Here is a 14,565-nt window from a genome sequence, read left to right as displayed (position 1 = left end):
CTATTTAAACTGAATTAATATCTGATTCTTTTCTACTTTATCACCTTGTTTAATTAAAACTTTCTTAACAATACCGTCTGTCGAAGACTTCAAAATATTTTCCATCTTCATAGCCTCAAGCACTAAAAGATTGTCGCCTTTTTTAATCTCAGCACCTTCTTTTACGATTACATTTAAAACCAATCCAGGCATAGGTGCTTTTATCTCTGCAACTTTATTTGTGGCAAGATTATCTAATCCTAGTTGTTTTAACAATTGATCAAACTGATCTTCAACCTGAATTTTATAGGTATTTCCATTTACCTTAATTATGCAAAGTTTTTCAGCTTTATTAAGTTCAACCAATTCAGTATTGTAAGATTTATGCTCATAAATTACATTGGTAGAATTTAATCCAACTTGGCTTGTATCTATAGCGATTGATTTACCGTTGATCAGTAAACCTGAATCCTGAGCATCTATATCAAAAAGGAATTTGTTGTTAACTTTTACTTTGTGCATATCTATTGAATTAAAGCATACTGAACTAAATTTGCGCCCATTTTTAGCGCTTTTGTACGAGTTTCCTGTGTATCTTCTGGATAAGTACCGAAATCTTCCCAACCGTTTCCTAAATCGCATTCAAACGTATAATAGCAAACTACTCTGCCTTTATATATTAAGGCGAAACCTTGTGGCCTTTTGTTATCATGTTCATGGATTTTTGGCAGGCCAGCTGGAAATTTAAATTTTTGATTGTATAGCTCGTGATTAGCAGGTAGCTCAACAAAACTCAATTCTGGAAACACCTTTTTCATTTGTGGTCTGATAAATTTATCTAAACCATAATTATCATCGATATGCAGAAAACCTCCGCCTATTAAATATTGCCTTAAATTTTTAACTTCCTGATCACCAAAAACCACATTTCCATGCCCAGTCATATACACAAAAGGATAGTTAAATAATTCTTTGCTGCCAACTTCAACAATACTCTCTTCAGGATAAAAATTTGTTTTAAGATTTGCGTTGCAAAAAGCAATCAAATTAGGCAAAGCCGTACGATCTGCATACCAGTCGCCACCGCCGCTATATTTTAATTTCGCCATTCGATAGGAAGGAACGGTAAACGAAGTTAAGAAAAGGATAAAAGAGCAAAGAGTAACGATGCCGAACGGTGGAAATAAGTGCTTTTTGGTTGCGTTGCTTTTACTTATAACTTTTAACTTATAACTTTCAACTCTTCTCATCGGTTTAGGTAATTGATCTCAAAACAAACAGATAGTGCAGCAGTTTCTGTACGCAATCTGTTATCTCCTAAAGTTAAAGCTTTAAAGCCTTTATTCAAAGCATTATCAACTTCATCGGAAGTGAAATCTCCTTCAGGACCAATCATAATTAAATATCGGCCATGAGGTTTAACTAAATCTGAAATGTATTTCTTGCCAGCGTTATTAATACAATGGGCAATTAATTTATCTCCTTCGAAAGGAAGTTTTAAAAATGCATCTAAAGAAATTGCTTCATTTAACTTGGGATGATAAGCTTTTATCGATTGCTTTACAGCAGATGTAATTACTTTATTTAGGCGATCTTCTTTGACCACTTTACGTTCTGATCGGTCTGAAATAATTGGTGTAATTTCATCAATCCCCAATTCTGTAGCCTTTTCTAAAAACCACTCTATACGATCAATATTTTTAGTTGGAGCTACGGCAACATGTAAATAATGATTCCGCTTTTGATAGTCCGTTTCTACATTAAGAACCTTTAGGCTTACTTTTTTTGGATTATCAGTAGCAATTTCAGCTGTGTAGAAACCACCTTTACCATCAACAAGATATATTAAAGTACCAACTGGCAAACGCAAAACGCGTATGCAATGTTTACTTTCTTCTTCGTTAAGCGTATAAGTGGGTTGGGTTATATCTGGGGTATAAAAAATATGCATAGTTGAAATTAGTGATTATCAACCATATCTCCTTCATTGATAACCAATTCTAACTTAATCGTTTCGATGTTTTGCTCTGTTTTCTTTAGAATGGTAAACAGATAACCATAAGATTCGTTGCTTTCTCCAACTTCAGGAATTCTTTCGAAAACGTGAGAAACCAAACCGCCAATGGTATCGAAATCTTCGTCTTCTGGCAAATCGTGTGGCAAATGCTCATTTACATCATAAACCGTTGCAGATGCGTTTACAATGAATTCATTGTCTGAGATTTTCTCAACTAATGGTTTTTCCTCGTCGTACTCATCCTGGATTTCACCAACAAGTTCTTCTACAATATCCTCGAGCGTTACCATACCTGCAGTACCGCCAAACTCATCCAAAACAATGGCGATTTGAATGCGATTGCTTTGAAGCTCGCTCATCAAATCGTTAATTTTCTTAGTTTCTGTAACGAAATATGGTTTACGGATAATATCATTCAAAGTCCAGTGTTGGTTACCTGCTGCAACTAAAGGCAAAATATCTTTGGCATGGATAATACCAACAATTTTGTCCATAATCTCATCGTATACAGGTAAACGCGAATAGCCTTCCTTAATAATTCTATCGATAACTTCTTCCTTTGGTGAGGTAAGCTCTATTCCCGAAATTTTAGTTCTCGGAACCATAATGTTTTTAACAACACGCTCATTAAAATCGAAAACGTTTTTAATCAGCTCATGTTCATTATTATCCAAAGCACCACTTTCCTTACCCTGATCTAATAAATATTGCAGTTCTTCTGTACTATGTAAAGATTCATGTCCAGCCGAAGTATCAATACCAAAGGGTTTAAGAATAATTGCGGCAAGACTGTTCAAAGTCCAAATGAATGGTTTAAAAACCACATAAAAAATCTGCAAAGGCACAGAGACAAATAAAGTAGTTGCAACTGGTCTTTGAATAGCAAAAGATTTCGGAGCCAATTCACCAAACACGATGTGCATGATGGTAATTAGCGAAAAAGCTACGATAGTTGATGCCGTATGAATTGTAGCATCGCTAAAGCCCCATTGCAAACTATCAAAAAGATTTTTAAAGATGGTATGCATAACGCCTTCACCAACCCAACCTAAGCCTAGTGATGCAAGCGTTATACCCAATTGTGTTGCGGCTAAATAGCCATCTAAATTATGGATAATGGTTTTGGCCATTTTCCCTACGCGACTGCCTGATTTTGCCTTAATTTCAATTTGCGATGCACGAACCTTAACAATTGCGAACTCTGCCGCAACAAAAAAACCGTTAAGCAATACTAAAAATAAGGCAAAAAATAACCGCCATCCAACTGAAGTTGTATCAGTTTCCTGCAAGGCAACCATCGCCAAATTTGATGATGGAAGGATTGCGCTTAATTTTAAATTTAAAAACAAGCAAACCGTGGGTAAATCCATTAAGCTAATTCTCTAAATGTTGTATTATAAAGTTCTATGCTTTCTTTAATTACTTTATGCGCATAACGAACACCAAGTAAATGTTCGATAGTTACATTTTTCTCTTCTAATGCTTTATAATCCTGAAAGAAACGAACAATCTCTTTCATTTGATGTGGAGGTAATTCATCCAAATCATTGATATAGTTTACAGACATATCATGTGCAGCAACTGCAATAATTTTATCATCTTGTTCGCCATTATCAACCATATGCATAACACCAACAACTTTTGCTTCAATCAATGTCATAGGGTAAACATCTACCGAACAAAGCACCAGAATATCTAACGGATCTTTATCATCGCAATAAGTTTGCGGAATAAAGCCATAGTTTGCTGGATACATTACTGATGAAAAAAGAACCCTGTCTAATTTAATCAAACCAGATTCTTTATCTATTTCATATTTGGCTTTTGAGCCTTTTGGAATTTCAATGATTGCGTTTACAACTTCTGGAACGTTTTTTCCAGGGGATACGCTATGCCAAGCGTGGGTTTCGTCTTTTGCCATTTTAATTTAAATCTTCTTTTTCCTCTTCGGGGCTTTTTACTTTACTTTTCACAAAGGTAATCAATAAAGGGATAGTTGTGATAATGATAAAGCCAATAATAATATATAGTAAGTAATCGTTAATTTCCTTTTCGAATCTTTTGCCTAGAAAATAGCCAAGTAACGTAAGCGAGCAAATCCAAAGCACTCCGCCTGCTATATTATACAAGGCAAACTTTTTAAAATCTAATTTTACAACACCAGCAAAAATCGGTGCAAAAGTTCTAACTATCGGAACAAACCTGCCCATTATGAGTGCAAAGGCACCTTGTTTGTTGTAATATTCCTCAGCAGCTTTTAAGTATCGCTTTTTGAAGAAAAAACTGTCTTTTCTGGTGTACAATACTGGCCCTGTTTTTCTACCAAACCAATAACCCGTAAAATTTCCTGAAATAGCTGCTATACATAGTCCTGCAAGAAGTACGGCAATGTTAACATCGAGTTTGCCCGTTGCTACAAACATGCCCGCTAAAAATAGTAAGTAATCTCCTGGAAGAAAAAAGCCAAAGAACAGGCCAGTTTCAGCATAGATAACGAATACAACAAGATAGAAACCGCCCTCCCTCAATAATTTTTCGGGAGAAATTAAATGCTGAAGGTTAGTCCAAAAATCGTGCATATTCAATTATTCGTAAAACTACAAATAATTCTCTAACAAGTGCATACCTATATCAGGTTTAATATAATCGCAGGATAAATACCTAAAATAAGTGTAATTGCTACTGAAATTATTAAAACAACTTTGTATTGTGCTGGTGTAGAAAGTTCAATTTCTGCACCATCTTTAAACCACATAGCAACAATAACCTTGAAATAGTAGTAAAAACCAACTAATGCATTTAGAATTGCAAACGCAACTAATAGCGTTTGATATTCGCCCATTACGTTTAAGAACATCAGATATTTACCGATGAAACCTGCAGTTAATGGAATACCAGCTAACGATAACATAGCAACGGTAAGCGCTAAAGCAACTAAAGGATTTTTCTTTCCTAAGCCATTAAAACTTTCAAAGCTATCGTTTCCTGTTTTTTGTTTAACGAGAATTAATACAGCAAAAGCAATGATTGATGCAAATGTATATGCCGCTGCATAAACTAAAACGTTGTTTTCTGAATTCGCACTTAGAACAACTAACGAAAATAATAAGTAACCTGCGTGAGAAATACTCGAGTAAGCCAGCATACGCTTAAAGTTCTTTTGAAACAATGCGGTAACGTTTCCAATAAATAGAGTTAAGCAAACAATTACAATTAAAGGGACAACCCAGAAATCATGAAGTGGTGCAAACACATCAGCGAATAACCTTAAGAAGGCAGCAAAACCAGCAGTTTTAACCACGGTACTCATGAAGGTGGTAATTAATGTTGGCGACCCCTCGTAAACATCTGGAGTCCAGAAATGAAATGGAGCAGCGCCTATTTTAAAACATAAACCAATCATCATTAAGATCACACCTGGATAAAAGATTGGTGAAATCGCCTTATTATTATCAACTAAATAAGCTTGGATTTTATCTAAGTCGAATGAACCTGATGCACCATAAATTAAAGTAATACCAAACAGCAAAAATCCTGTTGAAAAAGCACCCATTAAGAAATACTTCAACGAAGCTTCGTTAGAGGCAAAATCCTTTTTACGAATGCCGGCAAGAATATATAAACTTACTGACATGATTTCCAAACCAACAAATAACATCGCCATGTTTTTGTAAGACACCATCATAATCATCCCCGCAAGGGCGAAAAGAATTAAGGTGTAATATTCTGCTATGTTATCACTCTTCGAGTGGAAATAATTTTGTGTTAATAAGAAAATTAAAAGTGTTCCGATAATACAAACACCAGAAAATGCTAAAGCGAAATTATCGGTTTGCATCATTCCGAAGTGTACTGCATTGCCATTCCATGCAGCAGCAGTAAAACCCAGCGCAGTAAGAAGGCCAACAACAGTAAGCGGCAATAATGCTTTCTTTGCTTTAAACAAACCTGCATAAAGTACAATAAAAGCGGTTATACTAATGGTTATGATAATATTCATTGCTTATTTTACTGATGTTAATTTTTGATTTACCTGTTCTAATAAATGTTGTACAGATGCCTCTGTTAAGTGCAATAACGGTTTCGGATATACACCCAAAATAATAATCAAAGCACAAATAATATAAAGAACCAATTTTTCAGTTCCCTGAATATCGGTGAATGTAATGGTTAATTCGTTGGTTTTGCCAAGCATTACGTTCTGGTACATGCGCAACATATAAACTGCTCCGAAAATAATAGTTAAACCTGCAATTGCTGCTGCCCAAATTCCGTAATTATAAACGCCCATTAGCAATAAGAACTCTCCAATAAAACCATTCGTTCCTGGTAAAGCCACTGTGCCTAAAACAATTATTAAGAATGTAATTGCTAATTGAGGTGCCACTTTAGCGATACCGCCCAATTCTTCAATTTTATTGGTTTTTACTCTTGAGAAAATAATATCTAAAACGAAGAACAAACCAACTACATTAATACCGTGACTTAACATCTGTACCATCGCACCTTGCATACCTTGCTGATTCAATGCAAATATACCTGCCGAAATTAAGCCAACGTGAGCAATTGATGAATACGCAACTAAACGCTTAGCGTCTTTCTGTGTAAATGCGATTAGTGATGCATACACTATCCCGATGATAGAAAGCACCATTGCCAAACAAGACCAATCTTGAACACCTGTTGGTACAATTGGTAACAACCATCTGATTACACCGTAAATACCCATTTTTAACATGATGCCTGATAATAACATCGTTCCCTGAGTTGGAGCGGCTGTATAAGTATCTGGTTGCCAGGTGTGGAAAGGGAAAATTGGCATTTTAATGGCAAACGCTATAAAGAAAGCCCAGAAAATCCACCCTTGTTGTGCGCTATCTAAATTTAAAGCATAAAATGCTTGAATCTCAAAATTGTGAGCAGGATTCTGTAAGTATAGATAAATGATCCCCATCAACATAAACAATGAACCTGCGATTGTATAAACGAAGAACTTCATGTTAATGCGAATTCTATCTTTTCCACCCCAAAATGCGCAGATAAAATAAATTGGAATTAAAGCGGCTTCCCATCCGATATAGAAAAGGAAAGCATCCATCGCCGTAAACACCAATAATAATCCGCTTTGCATGAAAAATATCAATGCGAAAAAGGCTGATTGATTTTTGTATTCGCGATTAAACGTAGTTAATATAATAATTGGTACAAGTAAATTGGTTAACAAAACCAAAAGCATACTAATACCGTCTATACCTGCGTGAAAGCTAATGCCTAAATCTTTAATCCAAGGTAAATTAACCTCAAATTGTGTACTTGCATTAGCTTCAAAACGAAACAGTAACTGAATCGTTAAAAGAAGCGGAAACAATGATAATGCAACTACTGCACGCTTACTTGTTTTTTGATTTCCTAAAACAGCCGAAATCAAAGCACATGCTAATGGTAAAAATATAAGAATAAAAAGTTCCATCTATTTTGTTTTGAACGACTAATTAAATGTAATAAAATGTATAAGCAAGCAATGCGATGATACCAACTACCATCATAAATATGTAGAATCCTACGTTTCCACTTTGTAACAAACGAATGCCCTTACTTGCCTCGTTTGTACTCCAACCTAATCCATTTACAATTCCATCTATAAACTTGGTATCGATTATCCTATAGAAAAATCTTGAAAAAGCATCTAATGGTTTTGTAATGATGAAATCGTAAATCTCATCTAAATAAAATTTATTGTATGATAATTTCGCCAGTGCAGAACGTGGTGCTTCATCAGCAACGGGAACACGAGCACCTTTAACGTATCTGGTATAAGCATAAAGTAAAGCAAAAATAGCTGCTAAGACAGAAACACCCATTAAAGTAAACTCAGTTGAATGACTTAAATCTAATTCATGTTGCGAAACACCCGCTCCAGTCAACCAATGTGCTAACCATTCGTTTCCACCGAAAACGTGAGGGATGTTAATTGCTCCACCAATTGCGGCTAAAACGGCTAAAATTATTAGCGGTGTAGTCATTGCTGCTGGCGATTCATGAACATGGCTTTCTTCATGATGCGTTCCGCGATATTTTCCTGAGAAAGTAAGGAACATCATTCTGAACATATAAAAAGCGGTTAAGAATGCCGTTAATACGCCAATACCCCAAAGCACTGGGCTATATTGGAAGGCATGCGCTAAAATTTCATCTTTAGAGAAGAAACCAGAGAATGGAGGCAAACCAGCTATTGCAATGGTACCAATCATCATCGTTAAGAAAGTAATTGGAAGTTTCTTTCTCAATCCACCCATGTGGCGCATATCTTGTTCGTGATGCATAGCATGAATTACCGAACCTGCCCCTAAGAATAATAATGCTTTGAAAAATGCGTGAGTTAAAACGTGGAAGAATGAACCTGTATAAGCGCCAACGCCTAAGCCTAAAAACATATAACCTAGTTGAGATACAGTTGAATAGGCCAATACTTTTTTAATGTCTGTTTGGGTTAGCGCAATAATAGCTGCTACCAATGCTGTTGCTGCCCCAACAATTGCAATAATGTGTTGTGTAAATGGAGCAAGATCAAATAATACGCTCGAACGGGCAATCATATAAATACCAGCCGTTACCATCGTTGCCGCGTGAATTAAAGCAGAAACTGGTGTTGGCCCAGCCATCGCATCTGGCAACCATGTAAATAAAGGCAACTGTGCCGATTTACCACAAGCTCCAATAAATAACAAAATGGTAATCAAAACCAAGGTATTGTTACCTGGCAACATGTTTGCTGCCTGTGGGAATATTTTTGAAAACTCAACGCTTCCGAAGAAGTTGAACATTAAGAATACACCTAATAGGAAACCTAAATCACCAATACGATTCATTACGAAAGCCTTTTTAGCTGCCGATGCATAGGCACTATTGGTGTACCAGAAACCGATTAAAAGGTATGAGCATAAACCTACACCCTCCCAACCGATAAACATTACGATGTAGTTTGAACCCAATACTAATAAAAGCATAAAAAACACAAACAGGTTCAGATAAGAGAAGAACTTACCGAATCCTTCATCATCATGCATGTAGCTGGTCGAATATAAATGGATTAAGAAACCAATCCCCGTAATAATCAAAAGCATGATTGAGCTCAACGGATCAACCAGAAATGATAAAGGAATGTGTAATGTTCCAGCGCTAATCCAATCAAATAAAAATACTTCGTGAGATTTTTGTGTATCGCCTTGTAAACTAAAGAAAATAACTACGCTGATAAGGAAAGAGGCTAAAATTACCCCACTTCCAATGATACCAACAAGTCCTTTAGATAAAGATTTTCTGCCCAGCCCGTTAATTACAAACCCTAAAAAAGGAAGTAACGGAACTAACCAAATCAATTGTTCTATTGTCATTCTTAATATATATTTACCACTTAAGGCGATTTAAAACATTAATATCTATGGATTTTGTATTTCTGTAAACCATTACAATAATCGCTAAACCAACTGCAACCTCTGCAGCAGCAAGCGCCATAATGAAGAATACAAAAACCTGTCCTGAAGGATCGTTGCTATGCACAGAGAAAGCCGTTAAAAGCAAATTCACTGCATTTAGCATCAACTCAACCGACATAAAAATTACGATTGCATTTCTGCGGGTTAACACGCCAATTACACCAATTGTGAAAATAATTGCACATAAATAGATGTAATGATTTAGTGGTACGCCTGCCATTTGTGTAGTTAGATTTTCCATTATACTTCTACCTCATCTCTTTTAGATAATAAAACTGCTCCAACCATTGCCGCCAATAGTAATAGAGATGATAATTCGAATGGCAATAAGAATGGCCCAAAAAGCTCTTTACCCAAGTTTTCTACCAAACCTAATCCTGGATTTTTCAAAATTAAAGGACTTGTAATGGTTGCAGCTTTAAAAGAACCAACTAAGGTTACAATTAAGCAACAGCCTGCAATTACGCCCACAATTTTGATCAAAGGAGATTTTACAGGCTCGGTTTCCTTATTTAAGTTGAGGAGCATTAGTACAAATAGGAATAATACCATAATTGCACCCATATAAACAATGAAGTTTACAACAGCCAAAAACTGCGCATTCAACAATACATAATGTACTGTGAATGTGAAAAAGGTAAGGATTAAGTATAGAACGCTATGGATCGGATTTTTTGCAAAAATCACCATCAGCGAAAAGATGATACTTAATGTGGCTACGAAATAGAATACTTGTGTACTCATTAATTTGTTATTTGTTTGTACTCCTCGTCATTGCGAGGCACGAAGCAATCTTATTTATTTAACGTCTATCGCATTAGGATTGCTTCGTTCCTCGCAATGACGGATTATACTATATGTTTACTCCTTCGACAAACTCAGGATGACAATATTTTTCAATTGCCGTGGTTCGTGTCCTCACGAACCGCATTTTTATTTTTTCATCTCCAATGGAGCTTCAACCAACTTATCTTTTCCGTAAATAAAATCCTTACGTAAATAATCAGCAGGTACAATTGGTCCGTCCAGGTAAATTGCCTCTTTCGGACAAGCCTCTTCACATAATCCGCAGAAAATACAACGCAACATATTAATTTCATAAGTTGCTGCATATTTTTCTTCGCGATACAAATGCTTTTCATCATTCTTACGTTCTGCTGCAATCATAGTGATTGCTTCAGCTGGGCAAGATAATGCACACAAACCACAAGCTGTACAACGCTCTTTCCCGTTTTCATCGCGTTTAAGCGAGTGCATCCCCCTAAAGTTAGCCGAGAATTCACGCTCTACTTCTGGATATCTTATAGTAGCCTCTTTTTTGAATAAGTGACTAATGGTAATGCCCATACCTTTTGCAATAGCAGGTAAGTACATCCTTTCCATAAAGCTTAACGGCTTTTGTTCCAGTACTTTTTTCTTATTACTTAATGATTCCATAATTAAAACTTCTCAATAATCGCAATCACAATTCCAGTTATTATAATGTTGGCAATAGCCAAAGGTATTAAACCTTTCCAGCCCAAATTCATCAATTGATCATAACGGAAACGCGGGATTGTCCAACGTACCCACATGAAGAAAAAGATAAAGAAGATTATTTTCGCAAAGAAAATACCTGTACCAAAAAGTGGTGCCCATGTCGGACCTAGCCAAACCGCCATAGAATCCATTCCAGGATAATTATATCCACCAAAATATAATGTTGCCATTACTGCTGATGAAACAAACATGTTGATGTATTCAGCAAATAGATAGAAACCTAATTTCATTGAAGAATACTCGGTATGGTAACCACCGATTAACTCGGTTTCACACTCCGGTAAATCAAATGGTGCTCTGTTAGTTTCTGCAAAAGAACATACCATGAAGATTAAAAATCCTAATGGCTGGTACAATACATTCCATCTCCAACCGTGTTGCTGGTCAACAATTTCTTTCAAGCTTAATGTATTCGTCATCAAAAGCAAAGCGATGATAGACAAACCCATTGCAATTTCGTAACTGATGTTTTGTGATGCAGCACGAATGGCACTTAATAATGAATATTTGTTATTCGATGCCCAACCACCAATCATAACGCCGTAAACACCTAAAGAAACTACACCAAAAATGTATAAAACTCCAACATTAATATCAGCAACTTGCAGCGGAACCATTTTACCGCCAATTTCCATGGGGCTTCCCCAAGGAATAACGGCTGTACCAATACAGGCACAAAGTAAAGCCAAGCCTGGCCCAACAATAAATAACCATTTGTTTGATGAAGAGGGAATGATTTCCTCTTTCATAAACATTTTTACACCATCAGCCAAAGGCTGTAAAATACCAAAAGGGCCTGCTCTATCTGGACCTAAACGGTCTTGAAGATATGCAGCAACTTTACGTTCTGCATAAGTAGAATACATGGCTACGACTAAACTGATACCGAAAATTACAGCTACCAGAATAAATTTCTCTATGATAAAACCTGTATCCATTAGTATTTTACTGTTTTATGTAACTCAATTTCATTCGCTGCCTGTAATGCTACGTTTGGCATAATTACTGGCAGTGGTTTTAATGTTTCGTAATGGTTCGATGCAATTACCGAAGTATCATCAATATGAGTTGGGTGCTCGATCGTCCAATCTGAAGTTGCCTTTTTATCAAAGCGACAAGTATTACAAATAAATTCTTCAACCTCGCCAAACTGATCTTTACGTGCTGTTACACGAATAACATCTTCACCTTTGTACCAAAGCGTTACTTTACCGTTGCATTTTTCATGGTCGCAATTGCGATGTGCATCAACTGGCTTGGTAAACCAAACACGGTTTTTAAAACGAAAAGTTTTATCAGTCAAAGCACCAACTGGGCAAACATCAATTACGTTTCCTGAGAAATCGTTATCAACAGCCTGTTGGATATAAGTAGAAATTTCAGAATGGTCGCCACGGTTTAAAATACCATGAACACGTTTGTTTGTAATCTGATCAGCAGTGAAAACACAACGATAACACAGAATACAACGATTCATGTGTAATTGAATTTTATCGCCAATATCAATACGGTCAAAAGTGCGACGCTCAAACTCGTAACGAGTTTTTTGCAAGCCATGTTCGTAACCTAAATTCTGCAAATCACACTCACCAGCCTGATCGCAAACAGGGCAATCTAAAGGGTGGTTGATCAATAAAATTTCTACCACACCTGCACGTGCCTCTAAAACCTCTGGCGAAGTAATGTTCAACACTTCCATACCATCCATTACGGTTGTACGGCAAGATGCAACCAATTTTGGCATCGGGCGTGGGTCTTTTTCCGAACCTTTTGTTACCTTAACAATACAGGTACGGCATTTACCACCACTTCCTTCTAACTTAGAATAATAGCACATTGCTGGCGGAACGATATCACCTCCAATTTGCCTTGCAGCATTTAGGATAGTGGTTCCGTTATCAACCTCTACAGTTATTCCGTCTATCGTAACCTTAACTTTTTCACTCATGGTTAATGATAATCTTTTATTTTTTATGCTCATGCCGTCATTGCGAGGCACGAAGCAATCTCTTTATTAATATGTCATCGCATTAGGATTGCTTAGTTCCTCGCAATGACGTAGCGTTAAAACTCTTGCTTTCCCGCCCTGATTCGTGTCTTCACAAACCAATTCTATATTTCATGTTTCGTTTCGTGATGACACGAACCGAGGGAAAATTATTTCTCTTCCGTTACAACAACTTTTTCTATTGGCACAGCATAGTTAGCAATTCCATAATTTTGTTGCTGACTCTTAACTGGCTCTTTAATATGCCACTCAAATTCATCTCTGAAATGACGAATTGCACTTGCAACTGGCCATGCTGCTGCGTCGCCAAGCGGGCAAATCGTATTACCTTCAATTTTACGTTGAATATCCCAAAGTAAATCTACATCACTCATCGTTCCATGACCGTGTTCAATTTTGTGCAATACTTTTTCCATCCATCCTGTACCTTCACGGCAAGGCGAACATTGTCCGCAACTTTCGTGGTGGTAAAAACGAGAGAAATTCCAGGTATTGCGAACCATGCATTGATCTTCATCAAAAGCAATAAAACCACCCGAACCCATCATGGTTCCAGTAGCAAATCCACCTTCTGATAAAGATTCGTAACTCATCAAACGAGGTTCGCCATTAGCATATTTCAATGTTAGGTTAGCTGGCAAAACTGGCACAGATGAACCACCTGCAACGGTTGCTTTTAAACGTTTACCGTTAGCAATACCACCACAATATTCATCAGAATAAATAAATTCTTCAACTGGTAAACCTAATTCTATTTCGTAAACACCTGGTTTTACCAAGTTACCCGATGCTGATATTAATTTTGTACCTGTACTTCTACCAATACCAATTTTAGCATATTCATCGCCACCATCGTTAATAATTGGTACTACTGCAGCAATCGACTCTACGTTATTTACTACCGTTGGGCACCCATACAAACCTGCAATAGCTGGAAAAGGTGGTTTAATTCTCGGATTACCTCTTTTACCTTCAAGTGATTCTAATAATGCAGTTTCTTCGCCGCAAATGTAAGCACCACCACCTGGCTGAACATATAATTCTAAATCGTAACCTGTTCCTAAAATATTTTTGCCCAACCATCCTGCAGCTTTTGCCTCAGCAATTGCTTTTTCCAGAATACGAATTTGAGGCATCATTTCTCCGCGAACGTAGATGTATGAAACCTTTGCACCCAAAGCAAAACTGGCAACAATCATTCCCTCAATTAAAGCATGGGGTATGTAAGTCATCAAGTAGCGATCTTTGAAAGTTCCTGGCTCAGACTCATCAGCGTTACAAACCAAATAACGTGCAACACCTTCTGGTTTAGCCAAAAAGCTCCATTTCATCCCCGTTGGGAAACCCGCACCACCACGACCGCGTAAACCAGATTTCTTAACCTCTTCAACAATCTCTTCAGGTGTTAAAGTTTTAAGAGCTTTTTCCACAGCACGGTACCCACCTTTTTGGCGATAGACTTCAAGTGTATTGATGCCTGGTACGTTTATATGCTCAAGTAATAATTTGCGACTCATTATTTTTTA

15 protein-coding genes are annotated in these 14,565 nt (G+C 36.8%); all 15 read right to left on the bottom strand.

The window, feature by feature from the left end; translation table 11 throughout:
* Window positions 1-501, bottom strand: coding sequence for an acyl-CoA carboxylase biotin carboxyl carrier protein subunit (locus tag ABD692_RS18805; RefSeq protein ID WP_344769448.1), 501 nt, complete (start codon window positions 499-501; stop codon window positions 1-3).
* A 2-nt stretch (window positions 502-503) separates the two neighbouring features.
* The gene (locus ABD692_RS18800) at window positions 504-1,229 is read right to left on the bottom strand and encodes a DUF4159 domain-containing protein (RefSeq protein ID WP_344769446.1); all 726 of its coding nucleotides are present in this window, start codon (window positions 1,227-1,229) and stop codon (window positions 504-506) included.
* Window positions 1,226-1,930 (bottom strand): 16S rRNA (uracil(1498)-N(3))-methyltransferase, encoded by a 705-nt coding sequence (locus ABD692_RS18795; RefSeq protein ID WP_344769444.1) that lies wholly within the window; start codon window positions 1,928-1,930, stop codon window positions 1,226-1,228. Before ABD692_RS18795 ends, ABD692_RS18800 begins: the two co-directional genes overlap by 4 nt.
* A gap of 8 nt (window positions 1,931-1,938) precedes the next feature.
* On the bottom strand, window positions 1,939-3,294 hold the full coding sequence (locus tag ABD692_RS18790) for a hemolysin family protein (protein WP_410478699.1): 1,356 nt from the start codon (window positions 3,292-3,294) through the stop codon (window positions 1,939-1,941).
* A 71-nt stretch (window positions 3,295-3,365) separates the two neighbouring features.
* On the bottom strand, window positions 3,366-3,917 hold the full coding sequence (locus tag ABD692_RS18785) for an inorganic diphosphatase (protein WP_316764380.1): 552 nt from the start codon (window positions 3,915-3,917) through the stop codon (window positions 3,366-3,368).
* Window position 3,918: 1 nt separating this feature from the next.
* The gene (locus ABD692_RS18780; protein WP_344769441.1) at window positions 3,919-4,575 is read right to left on the bottom strand and encodes a DedA family protein; all 657 of its coding nucleotides are present in this window, start codon (window positions 4,573-4,575) and stop codon (window positions 3,919-3,921) included.
* Window positions 4,576-4,622: 47 nt separating this feature from the next.
* Window positions 4,623-5,996 carry an NADH-quinone oxidoreductase subunit N gene (locus tag ABD692_RS18775; RefSeq protein WP_344769439.1) on the bottom strand — a complete coding sequence of 458 codons (1,374 nt, stop codon included), beginning with the start codon at window positions 5,994-5,996 and terminating at the stop codon, window positions 4,623-4,625.
* Between the two features lie 3 nt (window positions 5,997-5,999).
* Window positions 6,000-7,466, bottom strand: a complete 1,467-nt coding sequence (locus ABD692_RS18770; RefSeq protein ID WP_344769437.1) for a complex I subunit 4 family protein — start codon at window positions 7,464-7,466, stop codon at window positions 6,000-6,002.
* A gap of 22 nt (window positions 7,467-7,488) precedes the next feature.
* Window positions 7,489-9,390, bottom strand: coding sequence for an NADH-quinone oxidoreductase subunit L (gene nuoL, locus ABD692_RS18765; RefSeq protein WP_425567357.1), 1,902 nt, complete (start codon window positions 9,388-9,390; stop codon window positions 7,489-7,491).
* A 13-nt stretch (window positions 9,391-9,403) separates the two neighbouring features.
* Complete coding sequence (gene nuoK / locus ABD692_RS18760; RefSeq protein WP_010601897.1) at window positions 9,404-9,733, bottom strand: NADH-quinone oxidoreductase subunit NuoK; 330 nt, start codon at window positions 9,731-9,733, stop codon at window positions 9,404-9,406.
* A complete protein-coding gene (locus ABD692_RS18755) occupies window positions 9,733-10,236 on the bottom strand; it encodes an NADH-quinone oxidoreductase subunit J family protein (RefSeq protein WP_344769434.1) in 504 nt (167 codons plus the stop codon). The genes nuoK and ABD692_RS18755 overlap by 1 nt, the downstream gene beginning before the upstream one ends.
* A gap of 189 nt (window positions 10,237-10,425) precedes the next feature.
* Window positions 10,426-10,929, bottom strand: a complete 504-nt coding sequence (locus ABD692_RS18750) for a NuoI/complex I 23 kDa subunit family protein (RefSeq protein WP_123205668.1) — start codon at window positions 10,927-10,929, stop codon at window positions 10,426-10,428.
* 2 nt (window positions 10,930-10,931) lie between these two features.
* Window positions 10,932-11,969, bottom strand: coding sequence for an NADH-quinone oxidoreductase subunit NuoH (gene nuoH, locus ABD692_RS18745; protein ID WP_316764398.1), 1,038 nt, complete (start codon window positions 11,967-11,969; stop codon window positions 10,932-10,934).
* Entirely contained in the window at window positions 11,969-12,979 is a 1,011-nt protein-coding gene (locus ABD692_RS18740; protein WP_344769430.1) for an NADH-quinone oxidoreductase subunit G, read from the bottom strand. Before ABD692_RS18740 ends, nuoH begins: the two co-directional genes overlap by 1 nt.
* A 209-nt stretch (window positions 12,980-13,188) precedes the next feature.
* Window positions 13,189-14,556 carry an NADH-quinone oxidoreductase subunit NuoF gene (gene nuoF / locus ABD692_RS18735; RefSeq protein ID WP_344769428.1) on the bottom strand — a complete coding sequence of 456 codons (1,368 nt, stop codon included), beginning with the start codon at window positions 14,554-14,556 and terminating at the stop codon, window positions 13,189-13,191.
* Window positions 14,557-14,565: the final 9 nt, after the last annotated feature.

The organism is Pedobacter ginsengiterrae, from assembly GCF_039537385.1.
Lineage (GTDB): Bacteria > Bacteroidota > Bacteroidia > Sphingobacteriales > Sphingobacteriaceae > Pedobacter > Pedobacter ginsengiterrae.
This window is presented reverse-complemented; position numbering and strand designations above follow the sequence as displayed.